The organism is Serratia sp. CY76391 (genome assembly GCF_052166695.1).
Taxonomy (GTDB): Bacteria; Pseudomonadota; Gammaproteobacteria; order Enterobacterales; family Enterobacteriaceae; genus Serratia; species Serratia nematodiphila.
The window spans coordinates 1-25,508 of sequence record NZ_JBJNOJ010000013.1 but is presented as its reverse complement, the minus strand read 5'-3'; the positions used below and the strand labels follow the sequence as shown (position 1 = coordinate 25,508).

Annotated in this window: 21 protein-coding genes and 1 pseudogene; 12 read left to right on the top strand and 10 right to left on the bottom strand. The window is 60.1% G+C overall.

Features of this window, described 5'->3' with window-relative positions; translation table 11 throughout:
• Positions 1-38: 38 nt before the first annotated feature.
• From ACJ8PN_RS21005 to ACJ8PN_RS20995, 3 genes are all read left to right on the top strand, one after another.
• Complete coding sequence (locus ACJ8PN_RS21005; protein ID WP_171454711.1) at positions 39-1,016, top strand: DUF1852 domain-containing protein; 978 nt, start codon at positions 39-41, stop codon at positions 1,014-1,016.
• A 25-nt stretch (positions 1,017-1,041) separates the two neighbouring features.
• Positions 1,042-2,073, top strand: a complete 1,032-nt coding sequence (locus tag ACJ8PN_RS21000; protein ID WP_171454712.1) for a methionine synthase — start codon at positions 1,042-1,044, stop codon at positions 2,071-2,073.
• A gap of 172 nt (positions 2,074-2,245) precedes the next feature.
• Positions 2,246-3,595, top strand: coding sequence for an MFS transporter (locus ACJ8PN_RS20995; RefSeq protein WP_442535192.1), 1,350 nt, complete (start codon positions 2,246-2,248; stop codon positions 3,593-3,595).
• 82 nt (positions 3,596-3,677) lie between these two features.
• Here the strand turns inward: ACJ8PN_RS20995 and mscS are convergent, their stop codons facing one another.
• Positions 3,678-4,544 (bottom strand): small-conductance mechanosensitive channel MscS, encoded by an 867-nt coding sequence (gene mscS, locus ACJ8PN_RS20990; protein ID WP_015378992.1) that lies wholly within the window; start codon positions 4,542-4,544, stop codon positions 3,678-3,680.
• Between the two features lie 205 nt (positions 4,545-4,749).
• Between mscS and ACJ8PN_RS20985 the strand changes: the two genes are divergently transcribed.
• A complete protein-coding gene (locus ACJ8PN_RS20985) occupies positions 4,750-5,418 on the top strand; it encodes a DUF1345 domain-containing protein (RefSeq protein ID WP_265261358.1) in 669 nt (222 codons plus the stop codon).
• A gap of 219 nt (positions 5,419-5,637) precedes the next feature.
• Here the strand turns inward: ACJ8PN_RS20985 and fbaA are convergent, their stop codons facing one another.
• From fbaA to ACJ8PN_RS20965, 4 genes are all read right to left on the bottom strand, one after another.
• Positions 5,638-6,717: a class II fructose-bisphosphate aldolase gene (fbaA, locus tag ACJ8PN_RS20980; RefSeq protein ID WP_004931586.1), complete on the bottom strand. Its 1,080-nt coding sequence runs from the start codon at positions 6,715-6,717 to the stop codon at positions 5,638-5,640.
• Positions 6,718-6,833: 116 nt separating this feature from the next.
• Positions 6,834-7,997, bottom strand: coding sequence for a phosphoglycerate kinase (pgk, locus tag ACJ8PN_RS20975; RefSeq protein WP_015378994.1), 1,164 nt, complete (start codon positions 7,995-7,997; stop codon positions 6,834-6,836).
• A gap of 70 nt (positions 7,998-8,067) precedes the next feature.
• A complete protein-coding gene (epd, locus tag ACJ8PN_RS20970) occupies positions 8,068-9,084 on the bottom strand; it encodes an erythrose-4-phosphate dehydrogenase (protein WP_004931582.1) in 1,017 nt (338 codons plus the stop codon).
• A 312-nt stretch (positions 9,085-9,396) separates the two neighbouring features.
• The gene (locus ACJ8PN_RS20965; protein WP_306211264.1) at positions 9,397-10,356 is read right to left on the bottom strand and encodes a LysR substrate-binding domain-containing protein; all 960 of its coding nucleotides are present in this window, start codon (positions 10,354-10,356) and stop codon (positions 9,397-9,399) included.
• 82 nt (positions 10,357-10,438) lie between these two features.
• On the opposite strand from ACJ8PN_RS20965, the gene ACJ8PN_RS20960 reads away from it, so the two are divergent.
• The 5 genes from ACJ8PN_RS20960 (at position 10,439) to ACJ8PN_RS20940 (ending at position 17,151) form a co-directional block, all read left to right on the top strand.
• Positions 10,439-11,524 (top strand): tartrate dehydrogenase, encoded by a 1,086-nt coding sequence (locus tag ACJ8PN_RS20960; RefSeq protein ID WP_004931578.1) that lies wholly within the window; start codon positions 10,439-10,441, stop codon positions 11,522-11,524.
• A gap of 364 nt (positions 11,525-11,888) precedes the next feature.
• Positions 11,889-13,499 (top strand): BCCT family transporter, encoded by a 1,611-nt coding sequence (locus ACJ8PN_RS20955; RefSeq protein WP_171454715.1) that lies wholly within the window; start codon positions 11,889-11,891, stop codon positions 13,497-13,499.
• 26 nt (positions 13,500-13,525) lie between these two features.
• Positions 13,526-14,650 (top strand): aromatic ring-hydroxylating oxygenase subunit alpha, encoded by a 1,125-nt coding sequence (locus ACJ8PN_RS20950; RefSeq protein WP_437189658.1) that lies wholly within the window; start codon positions 13,526-13,528, stop codon positions 14,648-14,650.
• Between the two features lie 45 nt (positions 14,651-14,695).
• On the top strand, positions 14,696-16,144 hold the full coding sequence (locus ACJ8PN_RS20945) for an NAD-dependent succinate-semialdehyde dehydrogenase (protein ID WP_442535191.1): 1,449 nt from the start codon (positions 14,696-14,698) through the stop codon (positions 16,142-16,144).
• 41 nt (positions 16,145-16,185) lie between these two features.
• Positions 16,186-17,151 (top strand): PDR/VanB family oxidoreductase, encoded by a 966-nt coding sequence (locus ACJ8PN_RS20940; RefSeq protein WP_411261752.1) that lies wholly within the window; start codon positions 16,186-16,188, stop codon positions 17,149-17,151.
• Between the two features lie 30 nt (positions 17,152-17,181).
• Here the strand turns inward: ACJ8PN_RS20940 and ACJ8PN_RS20935 are convergent, their stop codons facing one another.
• The 4 genes from ACJ8PN_RS20935 to ACJ8PN_RS20920 form a co-directional block, all read right to left on the bottom strand.
• Positions 17,182-18,252 (bottom strand): ABC transporter ATP-binding protein, encoded by a 1,071-nt coding sequence (locus tag ACJ8PN_RS20935; protein WP_049240099.1) that lies wholly within the window; start codon positions 18,250-18,252, stop codon positions 17,182-17,184.
• Positions 18,245-20,014, bottom strand: a complete 1,770-nt coding sequence (locus tag ACJ8PN_RS20930) for an ABC transporter permease (RefSeq protein WP_004931567.1) — start codon at positions 20,012-20,014, stop codon at positions 18,245-18,247. Before ACJ8PN_RS20930 ends, ACJ8PN_RS20935 begins: the two co-directional genes overlap by 8 nt.
• Positions 20,015-20,092: 78 nt before the next feature.
• Positions 20,093-21,181, bottom strand: coding sequence for an ABC transporter substrate-binding protein (locus tag ACJ8PN_RS20925; protein WP_411261751.1), 1,089 nt, complete (start codon positions 21,179-21,181; stop codon positions 20,093-20,095).
• A 169-nt stretch (positions 21,182-21,350) separates the two neighbouring features.
• Positions 21,351-22,268 carry a DMT family transporter gene (locus tag ACJ8PN_RS20920; RefSeq protein WP_442535190.1) on the bottom strand — a complete coding sequence of 306 codons (918 nt, stop codon included), beginning with the start codon at positions 22,266-22,268 and terminating at the stop codon, positions 21,351-21,353.
• A gap of 287 nt (positions 22,269-22,555) precedes the next feature.
• Between ACJ8PN_RS20920 and ACJ8PN_RS20915 the strand changes: the two genes are divergently transcribed.
• From ACJ8PN_RS20915 to brnQ, 3 genes are all read left to right on the top strand, one after another.
• On the top strand, positions 22,556-22,888 hold the full coding sequence (locus ACJ8PN_RS20915) for a tRNA-binding protein (RefSeq protein ID WP_004931561.1): 333 nt from the start codon (positions 22,556-22,558) through the stop codon (positions 22,886-22,888).
• 30 nt (positions 22,889-22,918) lie between these two features.
• A complete protein-coding gene (locus tag ACJ8PN_RS20910) occupies positions 22,919-23,800 on the top strand; it encodes a 2OG-Fe dioxygenase family protein (RefSeq protein WP_015379003.1) in 882 nt (293 codons plus the stop codon).
• Positions 23,801-23,999: 199 nt separating this feature from the next.
• A complete protein-coding gene (gene brnQ, locus ACJ8PN_RS20905) occupies positions 24,000-25,322 on the top strand; it encodes a branched-chain amino acid transport system II carrier protein (RefSeq protein ID WP_351110204.1) in 1,323 nt (440 codons plus the stop codon).
• Positions 25,323-25,391: 69 nt separating this feature from the next.
• Here brnQ and ACJ8PN_RS20900 read toward each other — a convergent pair.
• A pseudogene (locus ACJ8PN_RS20900) lies at positions 25,392-25,508 on the bottom strand (transketolase-like TK C-terminal-containing protein); the annotation flags it as partial.

Sequence of the window (25,508 nt, the reverse complement as noted above, 5' to 3'; positions counted from 1 at the left end):
ACCAGCCTTCATATCATATAACAGGATGCTATAAGACGATGAATAGAGACTTTACCTTTACGATTAAGAGCAGTTCTTTCGATGAAGATTATAACCCTTCTGAAAATACGCGTATCACCACCAACTTCGCCAATTTGGCCAGAGGGGAAAATCGCCGGGAGAACCTGCGCAACACGCTGGTGATGATTAACAACCGCTTCAATTCGTTGGCGCATTGGGATAACCCCAAGGCCGATCGCTATGCGGTCGAGCTTGAAATCATTTCGGTTGAGATGCGCATTGAAGATCACAGCGCCAGCTTCCCGGTGATAGAAATCCTGAAAACCAACATCCTTGATAAAAAAACGCAAACGCGTATCGAGGGCATCGTCGGGAACAATTTCTCCTCTTACGTGCGCGATTACGACTTTAGCGTCTTGCTGCCGGCGCACAATAAAAACACGGCGGAATTTACCATTCCGGATGATTTCGGCGATTTGCACGGCAATATCTTTAAGCACTTCGTCAATTCAAACGAATACCATGAGAATTTCAGCAAACCGCCGGTGATCTGCCTCAGCGTGTCCAGCAAAGACACCTATCATCGGACGGGCAATCAACACCCGATCTTGGGCGACGAGTATCGGCAAGACGGCGCTTCGCTGACCGACCGGTATTTTAAAAAAATGGGTCTGCAGGTGCGCTACTTCATGCCGAAAAATAGCGTCGCGCCCCTGGCGTTTTATTTCCCCGGGGATTTGCTGAGCGATTACACCGATCTGGAGCTGATTGGTACCATCAGCACGATGGAGACCTTCCAAAAAATCTATCGGCCTGAAATTTACAATGCCAACTCGGCGGCGGGGCAATGCTATCAGCCAAGCCTGAATAACCAGGATCATTCATTAACCAAGATTGTTTACGATCGCGAAGAGCGTAGCCAGTTAGCGATTGAGCAGGGGAAATTTACGGAAGAGCAATTTATCAAACCCTACAAGCCTATTCTTGAGCAATGGTCTGCTCACTACGCGCTTTGATTCACTTAAATACAGGTCACCTATCATGAAAATATTGCTCCCCACATCGACCGCCGGCAGCTTACCCAAACCGGTCTGGCTGGCCCAACCGGAGACCCTGTGGTCGCCCTGGAAATTGCAAAATGAAGAATTAATCGAAGGCAAGCAAGACGCCCTGCGTTTGTCGCTGGCAGAGCAACAACAGGCCGGCATCGATATCGTCAGCGATGGCGAGCAAACGCGCCAGCACTTCGTCACGACGTTTATCGAGCATCTCAGCGGCGTCGATTTCGAGAAACGCGAAGTGGTTAAAATCCGCAATCGCTACGAGGCGAGCGTGCCAACCGTGGTGGGGGCGGTCTCGCGTCAAAAGCCCGTTTTCGTTGAAGACGCCAAATTTTTACGCCAGCTGACCCAGCAGCCGATTAAATGGGCCCTGCCGGGGCCGATGACCATGATCGACACGCTTTATGACAACCACTATAAAAGCCGCGAGAAATTGGCCTGGGAGTTCGCCAAGATCCTCAATCAGGAAGCCAAAGAGCTTGAGGCCGCCGGCGTCGACATTATTCAGTTTGATGAGCCCGCATTTAACGTGTTCTTTGACGAGGTGAATGACTGGGGCATCGCCGCCCTGGAAAGAGCCGTTGAAGGGCTTAAGTGTGAAACGGCCGTACATATCTGCTATGGATACGGCATTAAGGCCAATACCGACTGGAAAAAGACGCTGGGCTCTGAGTGGCGGCAATATGAAGAGGCGTTTCCCAAGCTGCAAACGTCGACTATCGATATTATCTCGTTGGAGTGCCATAACTCGCACGTGCCGATGGAGCTGCTTGAACTGATTCGCGGAAAGAAAGTGATGGTCGGCGCCATTGATGTGGCGAATCATGCAGTTGAGACGCCGGAAGAAGTGGCCGCTACGCTGCGTAAGGCGCTGCAGTTTGTCGATGCCGACAAGCTCTATCCGTCGACCAACTGCGGCATGGCCCCTCTGCCTCGTCAGGTCGCCCGCGGCAAGCTGAATGCCTTAAGTGCAGGCGCCGAGATCGTGCGCCGGGAACTGCTGGCCAAATAACCTTGCCAAGCGCCCGCCACAGGTACCTCCTGCGGCGGGCGATGATCATCAACTCCCGCTCCCCGCAACGCCCCCCCTCTGGTGTATACTCGGGTTTCTACGCGATGCCAGCCACAGCGGCCTGAACGGCCCCTCAGCCAGCCCACAACAGCTTAATAACAGTGGAACCCTCATGAGCCCAGATACCGCTCGCATCAGCGAAATCATCGATCGCGCCAGGATCTCACCCTACCAAATCCTGATCCTGACCTTATGTTTCCTCATCGCCCTGCTGGACGGCTTCGATACCGCCATCATCGGCTATATCGCCCCGGCGCTGCGCGAAGAGTGGGATCTGCTGCCTGCGCAGCTCTCCCCCGCCTTCGGCGCGGGGCTGTTCGGTCTGCTGATCGGCAGCCTGCTGTTCGGGCCGATCGCCGACGCCATCGGCCGCAAACGCGTGCTGCTCGTCGCGGTGCTGGTGTTTGGCGGCTGCACCCTGGCTTCGGCCTATACGCAATCGATAGAATCCCTGACCTGGTTGCGCTTTATCACCGGCATTGGCCTCGGGGGCGCGATACCGACCTGCATCACCCTCAGCTCGGAGTACTCACCGGCGCGCCGCCGCATGCTGATGGTCACCCTGAGCTGGAGCGGCTTTACCGCCGGGTTGGCCCTGGGCGGCCTGCTGGCCGGGCAGATCATCCCGGCGTTCGGCTGGCGCGGCCTGCTGCTGGTCGGCGGCATTGCGCCATTGGCGCTGCTGCCGCTGCTGGCCTGGCAGATGCCCGAGTCGGTACGCTTTATGGCCGCCAACGCCAAACATGCCGATCGGCTGCGCCGGGTGGTCGAGCGTATCACCGGCCAGCGTTGGACGGGGGTCACCATCGTCGATGACGAGCGCCCGGCACAGGCCAGGTCGCCGATCTCGCACCTGTTTATCGAAGGGCGCGCCGTGCGCACCCTGCTGCTGTGGGCGGCGTTCTTCTGCTCGCTGTTCGTGTTCTACCTGCTCACCAGCTGGCTGCCGACGATCCTCAAAGACGCCGGTTACGATATCGCCCACGCCTCGCGCATCGGGGCGATGGTGCCGCTCGGCGGCACCCTGGGCGCCATCCTGATGGCGCTGCTGATGGACCGGGTCGGGCCCTACCGCGTGCTGGCCGTCTCCTACCTGGGCGCAGCGCTGGTGATCGGCGCGACCGGGTATCTGATGGGCGACGTCTACACGCTGGCCGCCGTCGTGTTCCTGATTGGCTTCGGCGTGGCCGGTGCGCAAAACGGCCTGAACCTGGTCTCCGCCACCCTTTACCCGACCGCAGCCCGCGTGACCGGCGTCAGCTGGGCCATGGCCAACGGCCGCTTCGGCTCGATCGTCGGCTCGATGCTCGGCGCCTGGATGATGACCGCCGCCGGATCGGCGGAAGTGTTCTTCCTCTGGCTGGCGCTGCCGGCGCTGCTGGGCGCCGTCGCCATCTTCCTGCTCTATCGCCTCAGCCTGCGCCGCCGCGCGCCGCTCACGGAGCCGGCGGCCGGCATCTGAACTCGCGGAAAATAAAAGGCCGAGGCGCCATCAGTGACGTCTCGGCCTGCAATAAAAAAGGGGGCCAAGGCCCCCTTCTCTGTTATTCCGCCTTGGCGGAAGCGTCTTCAGTGCGATACAGGTGCACGTCCATCTGCGGGAACGGAATGCCGATGTTGTGGGCATCCAGCGCGCGCTTGAAGTTTTCCATCAGATCGAAGTACACGTTCCAGTATTCCGCGTTAGTGGTCCAGGAACGGGTCACGAAGTTCAGAGAGGACGGCGCCATCTCGTTCAGACGCACGGTCACGCCTTTAGCGTGCATGATGCGCTTGTCGGCGGCGATCACGTCGCCCAACACCTTCTTCACCACATCGATATCGGCGTTGTAGGCCACGCCTACCACGATGTCCACGCGGCGGTTCGGTTCGCGGGAATAGTTGATGATGTTGCCGGCGATGATTTTACCGTTCGGCACCACGATGGTTTTGTTGTCTGCGGTACGCAGGGTGGTGGAGAAAATCTGCACCTGATCGACGGTACCGGCCACGCCGCCCAGATCGACATACTCACCCACGCGCAGCGGGCGGAAGATCACCAGCAGCACGCCGGCGGCGAAGTTGGACAGCGAGCCTTGCAACGCCAGGCCGACGGCCAAACCGGCGGCACCCAGCACGGCGATCACCGAGGTGGTCTGCACGCCGACGCGCCCCAGCACCGCGATGAAGGTGAATGCCAGCACGCCGTAGCGCACGATCGCCGACAGGAAGTCCGCCACCGTGGCGTCGATGCCGCGCAGCTTCATTACGCGGTTCAGCGCATTGCCAACCACGCGCGCCACGATCGAACCGATGATCAGGATAACGATGGCGGCGACGATATTCACCGCATACTGGATCAACAGATCCTGGTTCTTCACCAACCAGTCGCCGGCACCGTTGATGCCGTCTACTACATTCAAATCTTTCATTCGTGTCGTCCTAACTCAGTCCCTAACGGGAGAAACTTGCAAAAATACACTGGCTTCGTCAGCCAGTAGGAAACCACCGCCTAAGGGTAACCAACATTAAAGGCTCATGCCAACCGTCAGCGTTAAAAATAGCCGAAACCGCCCGCCGCTTCTTCTATGCTGAAAACAGCGCGTTGGCCATTTCACGACAAGGGATCCGTTCTTCATGCACATTCGCTCTTCGCTTAAACACTATTGGCAAGTGCGGCCCAGGCTGCTGTTTTCCGTCGGCGCCGGGCTGTTGTGCTTCCTGCTTCTGCCCGCCCAGCTCTCGTTGCTGCAGCGTTTGATGATCGGCTGGAATACGCTGGCCTGGCTCTATCTGCTGTTTCTCTGGCGGCTGATGTTGGTCAGCACGCCGCAGCACATTCGCCAGATCGCCCGGCGACAGGATGAAAGCGCCAGCACAGTGTTGGCGCTGGTCAGTTTCGGTTGTCTGGTGAGCATTCTGGCGATCCTGTTCGAATTGAGCAGCGCCAAACAGGCCAGCGACTCGCTGAAAACCCTGCATCTGGCACTAACCGGCGGAACGCTGGCGGTCTCCTGGCTGCTGCTGCCAACTGCCTTCACCATGCACTATGCTCATCAGTTTTATCGCCAGGGCGCACAGCAGGATCCTTTGCCGCTGCTGTTCCCCGGCAACCTCACCGAGCCGACCTATCTGGACTTCGCCTACTTCTCCTTCACCATCGCGGTCGCGTCGCAAACCGCCGACGTGGCGGTCGGCGCCGCGGAGGTGCGTAGAATCGCGCTCGTGCAGTCGGTCATTTCGTTCGTGTTCAACATGCTGATCCTGGGCCTGTCCATCAACGTCGGCGCCGGCTTGCTGAGCTGAAAACGAAAAAGGCTCCCCGCAGGGAGCCTTTAAATCACAAACAAAGGAGGAAAAAACGTGGTTTTTCCTCCTTTGTGATCATCAGCCGAAAATCAATAAATTGATTTTCCTTATTTTTTATATTTTGCCAACGGCAAGCCAGGCAACGCCATCAGGCTTGTCATAAACAACAAGGCTCCCCGCAGGGAGCCTTTTGCATCGTGCAACAGGTGCCGAAGATTACAGAACGTCTACCGCGTTCAGATCTTTGAAGGCCTGCTCCAGACGCGTCACCATGCTGGTCTGCGCTGCGCGCAGCCAGACGCGTGGATCGTAGTATTTCTTGTTCGGCTGATCGGCGCCTTTCGGGTTGCCCAGCTGGCCCTGCAGGTAAGCTTCGTTCGCTTTGTAGTACTGCAGGATGCCGTCCCAGGTCGCCCATTGGGTGTCGGTGTCAATGTTCATCTTGATCACGCCGTAGCTGACGGACTCTTTGATTTCCGCATCGCTGGAACCGGAACCGCCGTGGAACACGAAGTTCAGGCTGTTATGCGGCAGGTTGAATTTCTCGGAAACGTATTTCTGAGAATCGCGCAGGATGGTCGGAGTCAGCTTAACGTTACCTGGCTTGTACACGCCGTGCACGTTACCGAACGAGGCTGCGATGGTGAAGCGCGGGCTGATGGCGTTCAGTTTTTCGTACGCGTAAGCCACGTCTTCCGGCTGGGTGTACAGCGCGGAAGCGTCCATATGGCTGTTGTCCACGCCATCTTCTTCACCGCCGGTGCAGCCCAGTTCGATTTCCAGCGTCATGCCGATTTTGGCCATGCGCTTCAGGTAGGCGCTGCAGATCTCGATGTTTTCTTCCAGAGATTCTTCAGACAGATCGATCATGTGGGAAGAGAACAGCGGTTTGCCGGTAGCGGCGAAGTGCTTCTCGCCGGCGTCCAGCAGGCCGTCCAGCCATGGCAGCAGTTTCTTCGCGCAGTGGTCGGTGTGCAGGATCACCGGCACGCCGTAGTGTTCAGCCATCTGGTGAACGTGGTGTGCGCCGGAGATAGCGCCCAGAATCGCTGCGCCCTGAGGCACATCGGTCTTCACGCCTTTGCCGGCGATGAACGCGGCGCCGCCGTTGGAGAACTGAACGATGACCGGCGCGCGCACTTTAGCCGCAGCTTCCAGCACTGCGTTGATGGAGTCGGTACCCACGCAGTTTACCGCTGGCAGCGCAAAGTTGTTCTCTTTAGCAACTGCGAAGACTTTCTGAACGTCATCACCCGTGATGACACCCGGTTTTACGAAATCAAAAATTTTAGACATGTTACTTTGTCCTGTTTCGTCGGCCGTAGATGGATGTAAATCGATGTTTTCACGCCGCGCAGCGTTAGCCGCGCGGTATAAAACAAACGGGCGGCTTTCGCCTCCCGTTGTCTGAATTACTGCTTAGCGCGCTCTTCCAGCATCACGACTGCAGGCAGCGGTTTCCCTTCAACGAATTCCAGGAATGCGCCACCGCCGGTGGAGATGTAGGAAATTTTGTCAGCGATACCGAACAGATCGATGGCTGCCAGAGTGTCGCCGCCGCCAGCGATAGAGAAAGCGTCGCTATCGGCGATCGCGCGGGCGACAATTTCGGTGCCCTTACGGAAGTTAGGGAACTCGAATACGCCAACCGGGCCATTCCACAGAATGGTCTTGGCGTTCTTCAGGATAACGGCCAGACGCTCGGCAGAGACGTCGCCCATATCCAGAATTTGCTCGTTGTCCTGGATCTCGCTCGCCGGCTTCACGGTCGCGGTTGCGGTTTCGGAGAACTCGGTCGCTACGCGCACGTCGGTCGGCACCGGAATGTCGCAGGTTTCCAGCAGTTTCTGCGCGTTCGGGATCAGGTCAGGTTCGTACAGGGACTGGCCCACGTTGTTGCCCTGCGCCGCCACGAAGGTGTTGGCGATGCCGCCGCCGACGATCAGCTGATCGGCGATTTTGGACAGGGAATCCAGCACGGTCAGTTTGGTGGAGACTTTAGAACCGCCCACGATGGCGACCATCGGACGGGCCGGGTTGCCCAGCGCTTTGCCCAGCGCTTCCAGTTCGGCGGACAGCAGCGGGCCGGCACAGGCGACAGGCGCGAACTTGCCCACGCCGTGGGTGGAAGCCTGCGCGCGGTGCGCGGTGCCGAATGCATCCATCACGTACACGTCGCACAGCGCCGCGTATTTCTTGGACAGGGTTTCGTCGTCTTTCTTCTCGCCCTTGTTGAAGCGGACGTTTTCCAGCACCACCAGTTCGCCTTCGGCGACGTCGACGCCATCCAGATAATCCTTCGCCAGACGCACTGGGGATTTCAGGTGGTCTTTCAGGTAGTTGACCACAGGCAGCAGGGAGAATTCTTCGTTGTACTCGCCTTCGGTAGGACGACCCAGGTGGGAGGTTACCATCACGCGGGCGCCTTGCTTCAGCGCAGCTTCGATAGTCGGCAGGGAAGCGCGGATACGCGCGTCGGAAGTCACTTTACCGTCTTTTACCGGCACGTTCAGATCGGAGCGGATCAGTACGCGTTTACCCGCCAGATCCAGATCGGTCATCTTAATTACAGACATGGTGAACCCTCTTTATTGAATCTCTATAAAATTGCCTGAGCAGCGCGCCAATCACGCCGGCGCCGCCGTACTAGAAACCGCTGGCGGCCATTGCCCGTGTTGTATCCAACATCCGATTGGCAAAGCCCCATTCATTGTCGCACCAGACCAAGGTCTTTATCAGGTGCTGCCCGCTGACCCGGGTCTGCGTACCGTCGACGATAGCGCTGTGCGGGTCATGGTTAAAATCGATCGAGACCAATGGTAATTCCGTGTAGTCAACTATACCACGAAATGATTCCCGTGCGGCCTTTTGCAACAGCTGGTTGACCTCCGCCACCTTCACCGCGGCGCTCACGCTGACGCTCAGATCGATAGCCGTCACGTTAATGGTCGGCACGCGCACCGAGATCGCCTCGAAGCGGTCGCAAAACTGCGGGAAGATGCGGGTGATGCCCGCGGCCAGCTTGGTATCGACCGGAATGATCGACTGGCTCGCCGCGCGGGTGCGCCGCAAATCCGCGTGATACGCGTCGATCACCGGCTGATCGTTCATCGCCGAGTGAATGGTGGTCACGGTGCCGGATTCGATGCTGTAGGCGTCGTCCAGCAGTTTGATCACCGGAATAATGCAGTTGGTGGTGCACGAGGCGTTGGACACGATGCGATGTTCCGCCAGCAGCGTCTGATGGTTGACGCCGAACACGATGGTGGCGTCCAGATCGTTGCCGCCCGGGTGGGCGAACAGCACTTTCTTCGCCCCCGCCGCCAGATGGGCTTCGCCATCCGCCCGGCTGCCGTACACGCCGCTGCAGTCCAGCACCACGTCGACGCCCAATTCGCCCCAGGGCAACTGCTCCACCGCCGGCTGATGCAACAGGCGAATCGCGTCGTCCCCGACGCTCAGCGTGTCGCACTCCTGCCGCACATCCCAGGCGAAGCGGCCGTGGCTGGAGTCGTACTTCAGCAGATGGGCCATGCCCTCGGCGTTCGCCAGCTCGTTGATCGCCACCACGGAGATTTCCGCCCGTCGTCCCGATTCGTACAGTGCGCGCAATACGCTGCGGCCGATGCGGCCAAAGCCGTTTATCGCTATGCGGATGGTCATGCTGCTCCTGAAAAAGGGCCGTCCACGCCGGGTTGGCTCACCGGCACCGGTCGGCGCTGACTGGTTGTCTCACTAACCCGCATAGAGTAGTGGATCGCACCGCCCGCTGTGAATCGCCGCGTTTGCATTATTCCCGCGCTTCAGCGGCTTTTCGCCGCCGTCACATCGGCGTTTCTGTCGAAGAGTGCCTCAACTGAAACGCTTCAGCTGAGCATAAACCAAAGTTTTGGCAAAAGGAACAGGTGCAACAGTCCCACAAGTAACGGAGGGGAGTTTTACGAGCATAAGATGATCTGGCGCACATTTTTGGCCTTAAGATCGCGGTGGATTTTCGCTTGCCGCCCCCGTTTCGCCGTAGTGCTCGCGGAAATAGTCGCGCAAAAATTCGACCGTCACCCGCACTTTCGCCGACGTTGCCAGCCGGGAAACGTATACCGCCCAGATGTTGGCCGGCTGATAATACTCCGGCAGGATGTGCACCAGCCGGCCGCTGTCGATGTTCTCTTTCACGTCCCAGGCGGAACGCAGCGCGACGCCCTGCCCGTCCAGGCACCACTGGTGCACGATTTCGCCGTGGTTCGACGCCAGCGCCCCCGTCACCTTCACCGTCTCTTCGCCGCCCGGCCCCTGCAGCCGCCACAGCCCGAACGGGTGATCGCGTTCCTTGATCACCAAACAAGTGCGGCCCGCCAGCTCAGCCGGATTTTTCGGCACGCCGTGGCGCTGCAGGTACGCCGGCGAAGCGCACAGGATGCGCTGATTGTCCGCCAGCTTGCGCGCAATCAAATTGGGGGCGATATCGTCGCCGATGCGGATATCCAGATCGAATCCTTCGCTGACCAGATCCACCAGCCGATCGGACACGTCGAGCCGCAGCTCCAGCTGCGGGTACTGCCGCGCCAGCGCCGACAGCGCCGGTGCCACGAAACGCCGGCCGAAGCCGAAGCTGCTGACCACGCGCAGCATGCCCTGCGGCGCCTGGCGCACCTCGGACAGTTCGTCCATCATCTGATCGACATCGTTGAGAATGCGCTGCGCCCATTCGTAGATGCGTTCGCCGTCTTCGGTGATCGCCACCCGCCGCGTGGTGCGGTGCAGCAACGACACGTCCAGCGCCTTCTCCAACAGCGCGATGCGCTTGCTGATAAAGGCAGGCGAAACGCCCAGCTCTTCGGCGGCGGCGGCGAACCCGGCGCGACGCGCCACCAGCACGAACACCCGCAGGTCACTCAGGATCGGCATATTGTTCATGATTCGTGTTTTATGTTTCACCGTTTTCGCGATTGATTAACAGTTAGTCAATTATAGGATAAGAGTGTTGTCAATCTCCCCTACCTACAAATGAGACCTCTGTATGAGCAAAACTTACAAGATTGCCGCTATCCCCGGGGACGGTATCGGACGGGAAGTGTTGCCGGAAGGCATACGGGTATTGCAGGCGGCGGCGGCGCGCTGGGATCTGTCGTTGGAATTCGACACCTTCGAGTGGGCCAGCTGCGACTACTACCAGCACCACGGCCAGATGATGCCGGACGATTGGTTTGAGCAGCTCAAGGGCTTCGACGCCATCTATTTCGGCGCCGTCGGCTGGCCGGACACGGTGCCCGATCATATCTCGCTGTGGGGTTCGCTGCTGAAATTCCGGCGCGACTTCGAACAGTACGTCAACCTGCGTCCGGTGCGGCTGTTTCCCGGCGTGCCCTGCCCGCTGGCGAACAAGCAGCCGGGCGATATCGATTTCTACGTGGTGCGCGAAAATACCGAAGGGGAATACTCCTCGCTCGGCGGACGGATGTTCGAAGGCACCGAACGCGAGATGGTGATCCAGGAGTCGGTGTTCACCCGTCAGGGCGTGGACCGCATCCTCAAGTACGCCTTTGAGCTGGCGCAGCAGCGCCCGCGCAAGCGTCTGACCGCCGCCACCAAGTCCAACGGCATGGCCATCAGCATGCCGTACTGGGATGAGCGCGTGGCGGAGATGGCGCGCCAATACCCTGATATCGCCTGGGATAAACAGCACATCGATATTCTGTGCGCGCGCTTCGTGCTGAACCCCGAACGCTTCGACGTGGTGGTGGCTTCCAACCTGTTCGGCGATATTTTGTCGGATCTCGGCCCGGCCTGTACCGGCACCATCGGCATCGCGCCGTCGGCCAACCTGAACCCGGAACGCAACTTCCCGTCGCTGTTCGAGCCGGTACACGGCTCGGCGCCGGACATTTTCGGCAAGAACATCGCCAACCCGATCGCCATGATCTGGAGCGGCGCGATGATGCTGGATTTCCTCGGCGACGGCGATGCCCGCTACCGCCAGGCGCACGACGGCATCCTGCAGGCGATTGAGCGCATTATCGCCGACGGGCCGCGCACGCCGGACATGCGCGGCGACGCCTCCACCCAGCAAGTCGGCCAGGCGATCGCCGCCCTGCTGCAACGCTAAACGCCGTTGATTTTCCTGCGCAGGGCGCCCTTTCGCGCCCTGCTTTGCCACGTCCGTTTTTCCGCTTCGATCGCCGCCGCAAATCCACTGAAAATCACCGCAGAAAGCACGCCAATACCCCGGTCAAGATCACAACAAATTGTTTACATACTGTGTTTTATCCTTTTACAGATGCCCCAATTGTGGCCCTCCTGTAATTTGTGCACACTCAAAAATGTTAATGAAGAGTAAACATTTCCGGTGGCGTTCTGTCGGGGCGTTTGCTCCTCGCGGTGTAACAAAACAAAGGGTTCAAACCAACAAGGCCCGGGCGCACCCTACGCTTCGCGCACCGGCCCACCACCGATAACAGGAGTTCACTCCCATGCAGAGCACCCCTAAAAAGGATGTCACGCTCATCGCCATCAGCCTGTGCAGTATTGCGCTGATCGCCATTTGCCTGATGCTCTTTCCGGCTCAATCCGCGCTTATCGCCAACACCATTTTCAACGGCGTCACCCGGCTGTTCGGTTCAACCATTCAAATCCTGGTGCTGATCGCCCTGCTGGTGGTGCTGTATCTGGCGTTGAGCAAATACGGCAACATCCGCCTCGGCGAAGGCAAACCGCAATACTCCACGCTGGCCTGGCTGTTCATGTTCATCTGCGCCGGCCTGGGCTCGTCCACCCTGTACTGGGGGGTGATGGAATGGGCGTATTACTACCAAACGCCGGGGCTGAACATCGCGCCGCGCACCCCAAAGGCGCTGGAATACAGCATCAGCTACTCCTTCTTCCACTGGGGCCTGAGCGCCTGGGCGACCTACGCCCTCGCCTCGCTGATCATGGCCTACCACTTCCACGTGCGTAAGAACAAAGGGCTCAGCCTGTCGGGGATCATTGCCGCCATCACCGGCGTGCGTGCCAACGGTCCGATCGGGCGGATGGTGGATCTGATTTTCCTGGTCGCCACCGTCGGCGCCCTCACCATTTCGCTGGTGCTGACGGCCTCCACCTTTACCCGCGGGCTGACGGCATTGACCGGCATCCCGGATAACTTCACGGTACAGGCGACGGTGATCCTGCTGGCGGCAGTGATCTTCTGTCTCAGCTCTTACATCGGCATCGACGGCGGCATGCAGCGCCTGAGCAAAATGGTCGGCTGGGGCGCCTTCGCCTTCGCCGGGCTGGTGCTGCTGGTCGGCCCCACCGAGTTCACCATCAACAACACCATCAACGCCATCGGCCTGACGGCGCAAAACTTCCTGCAGATGAGCCTGTTCACCGACCCGATGGGCGACGGCAGCTTCAGCCGCAGCTGGACGGTGTTCTACTGGCTGTGGTGGATCTCCTATACCCCGGGCGTGGCGATGTTCGTCACCCGCGTCTCGCGCGGCCGCAAGATTAAAGAGGTGATCTGGGCGTTGCTGCTCGGCAGCACCCTCGGCTGCTGGTTCTTCTTCGGCTCGCTGGAAAGTTACGCCATGCACCAGTTCATCAGCGGGCAGCTCAACGTGCCGGAGATCCTCAGCACTCAGGGCGGCGAAACCGCCGTGCAGATGCTGCTGACGGCGCTGCCGCTCGGCAAGCTGTTCCTGGCCGCCTATCTGTTCATCATGATCATTTTCCTGGCCTCGCACATGGACGCCGTGGCCTACACCATGGCCGCCACCAGCACCCGCAACCTGCAGGAAGGGCAAGATCCCAGCCCGATGCTGCGCCTGTTCTGGTGCGTGGTAATCACCCTGATCCCGCTGTCGATCCTGTTTACCGGCGCCTCGCTGGACACCATGAAAACCACGGTGATCCTGACCGCGCTGCCGTTCCTGCTGGTGCTGCTGGTGAAAACCTACGGCTTTGCCCGCTGGCTGAAACAGGACTACGCGGCCATCCCGGCGCACCTGATCGAAAGCAGCCCGCCGGCGCTGCCAGACGCGCCGCCGGCCGCCGAACTCTCCGCTCCATCGTCGTATCAACCGCGCCCTATGGCGAAATGACAATAAGAAAAGAGGAAGGTTAACTTATGAGCACTCTGATCCCTGAATTTACCTTACCGAAAGATTTCTGCGCCGACGCCCGCGAGGCTTACACCATTCCGGCCCGCTTTTATACCCACCAGGCGGCGTTCGAGCACGAAAAAGAGCAGGTGTTCGCCACCAGTTGGATCTGCGTGGCGCACCGCAGCGAGCTCGCCGAACCGAACGACTACATCACCCGTGAGATCATCGGTGAAAACATTCTGGTGGTGCGCGGCCGCGACAAAGTGCTGCGCGCCTTTTACAACGTCTGCCCGCACCGCGGCCACCAGCTGCTGGCGGGCGACGGCCGGGCGAAAAACGTCATCACCTGCCCTTACCACGCCTGGGCGTTCAAGCTGGACGGCGAGTTGGCGCACGCGCGCAACTGTGAAAACGTGCAGAACTTCGATAAAGAAAACTCGCACCTGATACCGGTGCGGGTCGAAGAATACGCCGGGTTTATTTACGTCAATATGGACTCGCAGGCCGGCACGGTGGAGGACCAACTGCCGGGCCTCGGCGCCAAAGTGCGCGAAGCCTGCCCGCAGGTCGACGATCTCAAGCTGGCGGCGCGCTTCGTCACCCGTACCCCGGCCAACTGGAAGAACATCGTCGACAACTACCTCGAGTGCTACCACTGTGGCCCGGCGCACCCCGGCTTCGCCGACTCGGTGCAGGTCGACCGCTACTGGCACACCCTGCACGGCAACTGGACGCTGCAGTTCGGCTACGCCCGCCCTTCCGAGCAGTCGTTCAAGTTTGAAGAGGGTAAAGAAGCCAGCTTCCACGGCATCTGGCTGTGGCCGTGCACCATGTTCAACATGCCGCCGCTGGAAGGCATGATGACGGTGATCTATGAGTTCCCGGTCGATGCGGAAACCACCCTGCAGCACTACGACATCTACTTCACCAACGCCGATTTGAGCGACGAACAGCTCAAACTGATCGACTGGTACCGCGACGTGTTCCGCCCGGAAGATTTGCGGCTGGTGGAGAGCGTGCAAAAAGGCCTCAAATCGCGCGGCTATCGCGGCCAGGGGCGCATCATGGCCGACGGCGCCGGCAGTGGCGTCAGCGAGCACGGCATCGCCCACTTCCACAACCTGCTGGCGCAGGTTTATCAACCCTGATGCGACGGGGCCCAAGGGCCCCTTCCCCTGACTTGTGAGGTTCTCGTGAATATTTCCGATCGGGCGCTATTCCGCCAACAGGCCTACATCAACGGCCAATGGCGCGACGCCGACAACCAGGAAACCCTGCCGGTGAGCGATCCCGCCACCGGCCAACTCATCGGCAGCGTGCCCAACATGGCGACGGCCGAAACCCAATCGGCGATCGACGCCGCCCAGCAGGCGCTGGAAGGCTGGCGCGCGCTGCCGGCGCAACAGCGCGCGCAGCTGCTGCGCCGCTGGTTCGAACTGATGCTGGAACACCAGCAGGATCTGGCCAGCCTGATGACGCTGGAACAAGGCAAACCGCTGGCGGAATCGCTGGGCGAAATCCGCTACGCCGCCTCCTTTATCGAATGGTTCGCCGAACAGGCCAAGCGCACCAATGGCGACATCATCCCCTCGCCGAGCAGCGATAAACGCCTGATGGTGCTGAAGCAGGGCATCGGCGTGTGCGCGGCGATCACGCCCTGGAACTTCCCGGCGGCGATGATCACCCGCAAGGCCGCGCCGGCGCTGGCGGCCGGCTGCACACTGGTGGTCAAACCCGCCAACGAAACCCCTTATTCGGCGCTGGCGATGGCCGAACTGGCCGAGCGCGCCGGCATTCCCGCCGGGGTGTTCAACGTAGTGACCGGCAACTCGCAGGCGATCGGCGCCGAGCTGACCCGCCACCCGCAGGTGCGCAAACTCAGCTTTACCGGCTCCACGCCGGTGGGCAGGCTGCTGATGCGCCAGAGCTCGGACACCATCAAGAAAGTGTCGCTGGAGCTGGGCGGCAACGCGCCGTTCATCGTGTTTGACGATGCGGACATCGATGCCGCGGTGGAAGGCGCGCTGATCGCCAAATACCGCAACGCCGGGCAGACCTGCGTCTGCGTCAACCGTTTCTACGTGCAGCGCGGCGTTTACCCGCAGTTCGCCGAGAAGTTTGTCGCCCGCGTGGCGGCGCTGCAGGTCGGCAACGGCTTCGAACCGGGCGTGCAAATAGGCCCGCTGATCAACCGCAAGGCGCGCGACAAGGTGCTGGAGCTGCTCGATGACGCGCAGAGCAAAGGCGCTCAGGTGCTGACTGGCGCCACGCCGCACGCGCTGGGCGGCAATTTCTTCACCCCGACGGTGCTGGGCAACGTGCAGCCCGGCTCGCTACTGCTGGAAGAAGAGATCTTCGGCCCGGTCGCGCCGCTGGTGATATTCGATGACGAAGCCGAGGCGATCCGCCAGGCCAACGACACCATCTACGGATTGGCCGCCTACTTCTACACCCGCGATGCGGCGCGCATCTGGCGCGTTTCGGAGCGGCTGGAGTACGGCATGGTCGGCATCAATACTGGGCTTATCTCCAACGAGGTGGCGCCGTTCGGCGGAGTGAAACAGTCAGGCCTGGGGCGTGAAGGCTCCGAATACGGCATCGAAGACTATCTGGAGCTCAAATACCTGTGCCAGGCGGTATAACTTTTTTATGCGCGGGGACGCCCGCGCTTTGGAGCCAATGAATGACCAGCTATCAGATGCTTGATGTTCGCGTCGTCGACATCGAAACCGTCACCGCACAGGTCAAGCGCTTTACCCTGGCGGATCCGCAAGGCCGGCCACTGCCCGCCTTCAGCGGCGGCAGCCACATCATCGTGCAAATGCTGGACGGCGAGCAGCGCTACAGCAACGCTTATTCGCTGCTCAGCTCACCGTTCGAGCTCGACCGTTACCAGATCGCCGTTCGGCGCGAGTCCCCTTCCAAAGGCGGTTCCGACTTCATGCACGATCGGCTGGCGATCGGCGATACGCTGACCATCAGCACCCCGAATAACCTGTTCGCGCTGGCGCCGGAGGCACAGCATCACGTGTTGATCGCCGGCGGCATCGGCATCACGCCGTTTATGGCCCATCTGCATGAGCTGCAACGCAGCGGCCAACGCTACCATCTGCACTACTGCTTCCACAGTGAAGAGCACAATGCCTTCCAGCAGCAGCTGACGCAAGCGCCGTTCGCAGACAACGTCAGTTGCCATATCTCCAGCCTTGGCGGCCGGTTGGATCTGGCGCGCACGCTGGCCGACGTGGAACCCGGCGCCCATATCTATGTCTGCGGCCCGGCGGCGCTGAACGAAGCGGTCTACCGGATCGCCGCCGAACGGGGTATCGACGCCGCGCGTTTACACAGCGAAGCCTTTGCCGCCGAAGACACGGCGGGCGGCGCCTTTACGCTGGTGCTGGCCCGGTCGGGTATTGAACTTGAAGTGGCGGAAGACATGACCATCCTGCAGGCGCTGGAAAACAGCAAGGCGGCCAGGGTCGAGTGCCTGTGCCGCGAAGGCATTTGCGGCACCTGTGAAACCCGCATCGTCGAGGGGGAAGCCGACCACCGCGATCAGTATCTCAGCGACGAAGAACGCGCGGCGCAGCAAACCCTGTTGATTTGCTGCTCGCGCGCCAAAGGCAGCCGGCTGGTGCTGGATTTGTAAAAGGAGCGCCCGCATCGGCGGGCGTCCTGGTTAGGCTTTCGGGAATATCCACAGATGCTCGGCCGGCAGGGAGAGCCGGCACAGCGCCCGATCGCGCGCCTCATGCCCATAGGCGCGCACCACGAAGTCTTCGGCCACGGTGCGGAACAGGTATTCCCAGCGATCGCCAAGATACATGCTGGTCAACAACGGCAGCTCAAGCTGGTTGCCCTGCGGATCTTCGCCCAACTGCACGCGCTCCACGCGGATCACCGCCGTGCCCTCCTGCCCGACCTGCACGCCTGCGCCCGCTTTGCCCCACAGAGCCCAATCCTTGCCTTCGATGCGCGCCCTGTCGCCTTCCAGCGCGACAACCTTGCCCGGCAAGCGGTTGTTGCTGCCCATGAACTCGGCGGTGAACAGCGTGGTGGGCGAGCCGTACATCTCCTGCGGCGTGCCCTGCTGTTCGATTTTGCCGTTATTGAGCAGCAGGATGCGATCGGAAATGGCCATCGCCTCGTTCTGATCGTGGGTCACCATCAGCGCCGACAGACCGAGCTTGATGATCAGCTCGCGCAGGAATACCCGCGCTTCTTCGCGCAGCTTGGCGTCGAGATTGGACAGCGGCTCATCCAGCAGGATCACCGGCGGGTTGTAGACCAGCGCACGCCCGATCGCCACACGCTGCTGCTGGCCGCCGGAAAGCTGGTGCGGGTGCCGCTTGGCTAAATGCCCCAGCCCGAGCTGATCCAGCACCGCCTGTACCCGCTGGGCGATTTCCGCCGAGCCGGTCTTACGCAGCTTCAGCGGGTAAGCGACGTTCTCAAACACCGTTTTATGCGGCCACAGGGCGTAGGACTGAAACACCAACCCCAGGTTGCGCTCTTCGGCGGGAATTTCGCTGCGCGCGCTGCCGTTGTACACCGCGCTGTTGCCGATGACGATCCGCCCCTGGCTCGGTTTCTCCAGCCCGGCCACCGCCCGCAGCAGCGTGGTTTTGCCACTGCCCGACGGGCCCAGCAACGAGACCACTTCGCCCCGTTTCAGATCCATCGACACCCCTTTCAGCACCGGGTTGTCGCCATAGGTCAAATGCAGATTCTCTACCGAAAGTTCAATCATGTAATTTCACTCCAAAGCGCAAGGCGATCCCCAGCCCCAGCACCACCAGCAGAATATTGATGAACGACAGCGCGGCGACGATATCGATAGCGCCCGCGGCCCACAGAGAAACCAGCATCGAGCCGATGGTTTCCGTGCCCGGAGACAGCAGATACACCCCGGTGGAATATTCGCGTTCAAAAATCAGGAACATCAGCAGCCAGGAGCCGATCAGGCCATAGCGCGACAGCGGAATGGTGACGTGGCGGGTGATCTGGCCGCGGCTGGCGCCGGCGCTACGCGCCGCCTCTTCCAGCTCCGGCCCCACCTGCAGCAACGTGGAAGAGATCAGCCGCAGGCCGTAGGCCATCCATACTACGGTGTAGGCCAGCCAGACGCTGAAGATGGTGCTGCGCAGCGAACGCAGCCAGACAATCCAGTTAGCACGCAGCCACTCGGCCATCGGCAACGCCGACAGCCAGCCTTCCTTGAGCGATTTGTCCAGCCACATCGGCAGGAACAGGAACACCCACAGAAACGCCAAACCGGCCAGCAGCCCCGGCACCGCGCGCGGCACCAGCACGCTGTAGTCGAGGAAGCGCGTGGCGCCATCCGGCTTGCGGTGCATCGCGATGCCGATAAACAGGTAGCACGCCACCGCCAGTGCCCCGCCGATCACCCCGATCGCCATCGAGTTGACGATGGCGCGCAGCAGGTTGGGCTGCGCCCAGATGGTGCGAAAGGTGTTGATCGACAGTTCGTCCCAGACAGACACGCCCACGCCCCAGTTGGAGATAAAGGCGCGCAGCACCACGCCGATCAGCGGCACGCCGATGGTCACGGTCAGCCAGAACACCACCACCGCGCCGGCCACCCAGCGCCATTTACCCAGCGGCAGCGCGCGGGCCTGCGAGGCTTTGCCCTTGACGGTGACAAAGCGGTTGGCAGTGCGCATCAGCCGGCGCTGCAGCATCACCAACGGAATAGTGATGCAAATCAGCACCACCGCCACCGCCGCCATCAGATGGTAAGACGGCGTGCCCAGCTTGTTGGTCAACTGGTACAGGTAGGTCGCCAGCACCAGGTTGCCTTCCGGATCGCCCAGCACCAGCATCAGGCCGAACACTTCCAGCCCGAGGAAGAACAGCAGCACCCCGGCGTACAAGATAGACGGCCGCACCATCGGCAGACTGACGGCGGTCATCACCTGCAGCGGCGTGGCGCCGGCGGTGCGCGCCGCTTCTTCAACGTCGGAACCCACGCTGCGCAGCGCCGAGGAGATGTACAGGTAGGCGTGGGGCACGTGCGTCAATCCGGCTATCACCACGATGCTGGCCATTGAGTAGATGTTCCACGGCACGAAGCCCAGCAGCGCCTCCGCCCACAGCGAGAAGAAGCCTACCGGCCCCGCCGCCACCACGTAACCGAAACCCAGCACCATCGGCGACACGAAGATCGGCACCAGAATCAGCGGTTCGATGATTCGCCGCCCCGGCAGATCGGTGCGCACCATCAGGAAGGCCAAAATACCGCCGAGCGGGATGGCGATAATCACCAGGCCGAATGCCAGAATAAAGCCGCTTTTCAGCGCTTTGTAAAAATCCGGATCGGTAAAGATGAACTCGAAGGCCTCAAGGCTGAAGACCTTGGAAGGAGAGAAAAACGGTGCCGAGAGGAAGCTTTGAATGATGATAAACGACAGGGGGACATAGATAACCAGCGCGGTTATCAACACCACCAGGCCGCGCGGCAGGCTCTGCCACTTTCTGCGCCATGCTTGCATAAATGCTCCCTATGGTTGTAAACGACGACCAAAGGGCGCGCGCCTGTACGTCAGGCGCGCGTCCGAATGCAGTCCCTGTTATTTCGCCGCGGCGGCGCGCCATTGTTTGATGTAGTCGAGACGCTTGGCCGGCTGCAGATACTCCAGCAGGCTGTCGTCGACCGGGATCGGCTTGAGCGCGTTGCCCAGCAGCTTGGTCATGCCGTCGATGTCGTTCTTGCCTTCGACATCGTTGCGGATCGAAGGGATATCAGCCTGATTGGCGAGAATATTTTGCCCTTTCTCCGACAGCACGTAGTCGAACCACAGCTTGGCGGCGTTAGGGTTGCCGGCCTCTTTGCTGATGAAGCTCACGCGCGACAGCACCAGGGTATAGTCTTTCGGATAGACAATGCCGAGCGACGGGTCGCTCTTGGCGCGGGCCTCGGCGTACGAACCGAGGATATTGAAGCCGATCAGGTTTTCACCGGAGGAAACGCGTTCCATCATGGTGCCGGTGGAGGATTGCACCGCCAACCCGCCCTTGGCCACGTCGGCCAGCGTTTTGAAGTAGTTGGGATCGGCCTTGAAGTCCTGCACCGACAGCATGAAGCCAACGCCGGATTTTTCGATGTCGTAAGTGGTGACTTTCTTCTTGAATTTGTCCGTCTGGCCGGCGATCAGCTTGGCCAACGCCGCGTGCGAATCCGGCACATCGCCCTGCGGGATCAGGCGTTTGTTATAGATGAACACCACCGGCTCATAGGTGGTGCCATACACTTTATCTTGCCATACCGCCCATTTCGGCAGCTGAGCCCGCTCCGGAGAGGCATACTCCTGCGCGTAATCGCCCGCCAGTTTCAAAATGGTGTCCATCGACGAACTCCACACCAGGTCGCCGCTGGTGCCGCCGGCCGCCTGCTCGCTGATGAAGCGGTTATACAGTTCGGTGCTGTTCATGTCGTTGTATTCGACCTTGATGCCCGGATACAACGCCTCAAACCCCTGGATCAGCGGCGCCGCCGCCTTGGTGTCGGTGGTCGAGTAAATCACCACCTTGCCTTCTTTCTTCGCGCCGTCGACCAGTTTCTGATAGTCGGCGGGGTAGCCCGCCGGGAAGGCCGCATAGGCGGAAACGGAGCCCAGCAAGGTGATTGCCGCTACGGTCGCGCTGATTTTTTTCATCATCATCATCCATCCCCTGATCACATTTAATAAACCAAAAATTAACATATAGTTAATAACTGTGACGAGGCAACGGCGTTGCTTTGTTATCTTTCGGTTTTGTGAGGTTGGACGTTTTTCAGCCAATAAAAAAGCCCGGCAGCGCGGGCTTTACGGCACTTCCAGTCGCAAACTATTCGGCCAGGCGAGAACGCCGCAGCAGGCGAATTCGCTGTACGATGGCGACCCCCAGCAGGGTCAAGGTAAACCCCGCCAACTGCACCAGCGACAGCGCCTCGCCAAACAGCGCATAAGCCTGCAGCGCTGCCGCCGGCGGCACCAGCAGCATCAGCGCGGTAATGCGAGTCAAATCGCCGTGGCGCACCATCCAGATGAACAGCGCGGTGCCGCCCAGCGACAACACGCCGGCCGACCACAGCAGCGAGAACCACAGCGTCGGCGAATTGTCCCAGGCGCCGGAGCCCATCACGGCAGCCAACGCGCCGGTCACGATCGCCGCGCCGAGGTGCTGAATGGCGCCCGCCGCCCGCAGATCGGCCGCCGCCAGCGAAGACTTCTGCACCATGATGCCGATCGTCAGCGCGACGATGCTGCCAAACCCCATCAGGATCGGCAACAGCGCCATATTGCCGACATCAATGCCGGTCAGCCGGGGAGAAAGCACCAGCGCAACGCCGATAAAGCCGATCGCCAGCCCGGCCCAGGAGCGTAACCCTATCGATTTGCGCAGCACCAACGCGAAAATCAGCGCGGTGAACAGCGGCTGCAAGCCGCCGATCAGCGACATCACCCCGGCCGCCAGGCCGTTCGCTACCGCCCACCAGCTTGCAGCGAGATAAACGCCATTCATCAACATGCCGGTCAGCAGGTGCATCACGAACTGCCGCCCCTTGGGCCAGGCGCAGTGCAATGCCAGCAAAGCGAATACCGCGGCGGCGATCAAAAAGCGAAAGGTCAGGAAAAGGTTGGGATCGGCATGATCCGCCACCGCCCGCGCGGCAATAAAACCCGTCGACCAAATTAATATCAGGAAAAACGGCGCGATAAATGCCTTTCGCCGATCGCGTTTTTCACGCGGGGTTATTTCCATATCACTACCTGAAAGAATGCGGTTGATGAATAAAGGCATACTAACCAATTTAACACGGGCTTAACAGTGCCGAGCGGACGCCCAAGTTCAGATGGTGCACATAATTACCGGTGAATAATGAAGTTTCAATTTCATATAATTCATCAAGCTTATAATTAATTACGCTACGTTACGACAATGTAAATTAATTGCTACATCGAGTATAAATATTCCCCTCTTGGCGACATTGTCGGGATAATTCCCCTTTGCTAGCCTTTCTGAAGCCATTTAATTAACGGGACTGACTCATGGCCGAAATCACTGATTTTATGAAACTGGATATGCGTATTGGCGAAATTATTTCCGTGGAATATAACGACAAGGCGTTAAAACCCGCCTATAAGCTGCGCATTGATTTCGGCGAGGAAATTGGCATTAAAAACAGCTCGGCACAATTATGCGAAAACTATCAGGAAGATGACCTGCTTGGCAGAAAAGTCATCTCCGTCGTTAATTTCCCCGCCAGGCGGGTTGCCGGATTTAAATCCGAAGTGCTGGTTCTTGCCGCGGTCACTAGGGATCAAGGCACCGTCTTGCTGAAACCCGATTTCGACGTGGAGATAGGCAGCAAGATTTTATAACCGCCCCATCATTCGTGAGGCCACCGAGAAATGCGACAGTTATCTCTGCTTGATGAAGTTAAGAAGGCATACCAGGAACACCGTTCAGCCTTTATCCCCGGCGCTACCATGCAGGCAATCCTGCTGGCGCTGGGCGCGCGGCCGGAAGATTTCGCCAGGCTGCAGCAGGTCAGCGCCAATCTGGCGGACGATCCCACGCTGCCTTTCCGCAAGTCCAGAAACGGCCGTTTCTGTTTCGACTTCGATCGCGCCCGGATTGAGCGGCTGGAGTTCCAGCCTTTCGTGCTCTCGGTCGAGGAAGACTTCATCCGCTACGATTCGGGAAAGGTGCGCCATTTCCGCGGCATCAACGACGATCTGCAGTTGAATACGGCCTTTCAGGCGCTGATGAAATTCAAAGCCTACGTGATCGATGGCGTGGGCGTGACGCCGCGCCCCCGGCTTAATCAGAAGATCAACAAGTTCGTCTGCACCGTATTCAACCTGCGCACCGTCACCACGCCGCAGATGCTGGGCGAACCGGCGCTGGAAGGCGTGCACAGCGACGGCGTCGACCACACCATGACAACCTTCCTCGGCTGCGACAACATGACCGACGACAGCGCCAAGACCTTTATTCACGATATGCGCGAAACCAGCGGGATCAAATTCGATCGGGCCCGGCCCGAATGGATTTTGGGCGAAATACAGCATCGGCATTTCCTCGACACCCTGCTGATTGTCGACCACGAGCGCAAACACAGCCTCTCTCCGGTAAAAGCGCAGGACAAACGTAAGGATTCAACCCGCGATATGCTGATCTTTTTCACCCGCAAACCGGTCGAAGACGGCCACGTCTCTTTCGCGTATGACTCTTTCAAGCCGCATATCGAAATCCCGCTGTCGATAGACATGGTGGCGCGCGCGAGCTAACGCGCTGCCGGGCCGGCCGCCAGGATCCCTCTGTGCGGCCGGTTCACGCCAGGATAAACAGCTCTGGATTAATCAGGTTTTTGTCGCCGAATTATTATATCCTGCCGGACGAAAATTTTTGCGGGCGCTCGCTGCCCCACGCGCCAGCCCTCTGCAGGCGGCCCGTTTATTTCATGAATACAGGCAGTGCCATACCGTTATGACCAAGAGTTTATCCCCGAAAGACATTATCGCCCTGGGCTTTATGACCTTTGCCCTGTTTGTCGGCGCCGGCAACATCATTTTCCCGCCGCTGGTGGGGCTGCAGTCCGGCGAACATCTGTGGCCGGCCGCCCTCGGGTTTATGGTGACCGCCGTCGCCCTGCCGGTGATCGCCGTGATCGCGTTGGCGCGCGTCGGCGGCAGCATCAGCCTGCTTACCGGCCCCATCGGCCGCACCGCCGGCCTGCTGCTGGCGACCGTCTGCTATCTGGCGCTCGGCCCGCTGTTCGCCACGCCGCGAACCGCCAATGTCTCTTTCGCCCTCGGCATTGCGCCTTTCACCGGCGACGGCGCCCTGCCGCAGTTCATCTACAGCCTGCTGTTCTTTACCCTGGCGATGATTGTGTCGCTATATCCCGGACGGTTGCTCGATAACGTCGGCCATATTCTGGCGCCGCTGAAAATTCTGGCGCTGGCCGCGCTCGGCATCGCCGCCCTGATCTGGCCCGCAGGCGCGCCGCTCTCCGCCGTCGGCAGCTATCAGGCCTCGGCGTTTTCCACCGGCTTCGTACAGGGTTATCAAACCATGGACACGCTGTCGGCGCTGATGTTCGGTTCGATTATCGTTACCGCCGCCCGCTCGCGCGGCGTCAGCGACAGCGGGTTGCTGCTGCGTTATACGCTGTGGGCCAGCCTGATCGCCGGCGTCGGCCTGACGCTGGTCTATATCTGCATGTTCAAACTCGGCGCCGGCAGCGGCAGCCTGGTCGGCAGCGGTGCTCAGGATGGCGCTTCAATCCTGCACGCCTATGTACAGCACACCTTCGGCGATCTGGGCAGCGTCTTTATGGCGGTGCTGATGTTCATCGCCTGCCTGGTAACGGCGGTTGGCATGACCTGCGCCTGCGCAGACTTCTTCTCACGCTACCTGCCGCTCTCTTACCGCACGCTGGTGGTCATCCTCGCCCTCTTCGCCATGCTGGTTTCCAACATGGGGCTGGCCAATCTGATCCGCGTCTCGCTGCCGGTGCTGACGGCGATCTACCCGCCCTGCATCGCGCTGGTGTTGCTCAGCTTCAGCCAGAACCGCTGGCGCAGCGCCAGGCGCGTCTTTGCGCCAGTGATCGCCACCAGCCTGGTGTTTGGTCTGGCCGACGGCCTGAAGGCCTCCAGCTTCAGCGACCTGCTGCCCGCCTGGTTCGATAAGCTGCCGCTGGCCGAACAGGGGCTGGTCTGGCTGCAGCCTACGCTGCTGGTGCTGTTGCTGGCGGCGGCTTACGACCGTGTGCGCGGCGTCGAAAGCGCCAACGCCGCGTCGTAAGCGCGATTTCCGCCCATAAAAAAAGCCGGTCATCATGACCGGCTTTTTTATCGGCTGGCGCCAGGCCGCTTACTTCAGCAGCGCCTGCGCCTTCGCCACCACGTTGTCCACGGTGAAGCCGAACTCGGCGAACAGCTGCTCCGCCGGCGCCGACTCACCGAAGGTGGTCATGCCCACGATGGCGCC

Coding starts and splice junctions, on each gene's coding strand:
- ACJ8PN_RS21005 (WP_171454711.1), top strand. CDS start 39: ATGAATAGAGACTTTACCTTTACGATTAAGAGCAGTTCTTTCGATGAA.
- ACJ8PN_RS21000 (WP_171454712.1), top strand. CDS start 1,042: ATGAAAATATTGCTCCCCACATCGACCGCCGGCAGCTTACCCAAACCG.
- ACJ8PN_RS20995 (WP_442535192.1), top strand. CDS start 2,246: ATGAGCCCAGATACCGCTCGCATCAGCGAAATCATCGATCGCGCCAGG.
- mscS (WP_015378992.1), bottom strand. CDS start 4,544: ATGAAAGATTTGAATGTAGTAGACGGCATCAACGGTGCCGGCGACTGG.
- ACJ8PN_RS20985 (WP_265261358.1), top strand. CDS start 4,750: ATGCACATTCGCTCTTCGCTTAAACACTATTGGCAAGTGCGGCCCAGG.
- fbaA (WP_004931586.1), bottom strand. CDS start 6,717: ATGTCTAAAATTTTTGATTTCGTAAAACCGGGTGTCATCACGGGTGAT.
- pgk (WP_015378994.1), bottom strand. CDS start 7,997: ATGTCTGTAATTAAGATGACCGATCTGGATCTGGCGGGTAAACGCGTA.
- epd (WP_004931582.1), bottom strand. CDS start 9,084: ATGACCATCCGCATAGCGATAAACGGCTTTGGCCGCATCGGCCGCAGC.
- ACJ8PN_RS20960 (WP_004931578.1), top strand. CDS start 10,439: ATGAGCAAAACTTACAAGATTGCCGCTATCCCCGGGGACGGTATCGGA.
- ACJ8PN_RS20955 (WP_171454715.1), top strand. CDS start 11,889: ATGCAGAGCACCCCTAAAAAGGATGTCACGCTCATCGCCATCAGCCTG.
- ACJ8PN_RS20950 (WP_437189658.1), top strand. CDS start 13,526: ATGAGCACTCTGATCCCTGAATTTACCTTACCGAAAGATTTCTGCGCC.
- ACJ8PN_RS20940 (WP_411261752.1), top strand. CDS start 16,186: ATGACCAGCTATCAGATGCTTGATGTTCGCGTCGTCGACATCGAAACC.
- ACJ8PN_RS20935 (WP_049240099.1), bottom strand. CDS start 18,252: ATGATTGAACTTTCGGTAGAGAATCTGCATTTGACCTATGGCGACAAC.
- ACJ8PN_RS20930 (WP_004931567.1), bottom strand. CDS start 20,014: ATGCAAGCATGGCGCAGAAAGTGGCAGAGCCTGCCGCGCGGCCTGGTG.
- ACJ8PN_RS20925 (WP_411261751.1), bottom strand. CDS start 21,181: ATGATGAAAAAAATCAGCGCGACCGTAGCGGCAATCACCTTGCTGGGC.
- ACJ8PN_RS20920 (WP_442535190.1), bottom strand. CDS start 22,268: ATGGAAATAACCCCGCGTGAAAAACGCGATCGGCGAAAGGCATTTATC.
- ACJ8PN_RS20915 (WP_004931561.1), top strand. CDS start 22,556: ATGGCCGAAATCACTGATTTTATGAAACTGGATATGCGTATTGGCGAA.
- ACJ8PN_RS20910 (WP_015379003.1), top strand. CDS start 22,919: ATGCGACAGTTATCTCTGCTTGATGAAGTTAAGAAGGCATACCAGGAA.
- brnQ (WP_351110204.1), top strand. CDS start 24,000: ATGACCAAGAGTTTATCCCCGAAAGACATTATCGCCCTGGGCTTTATG.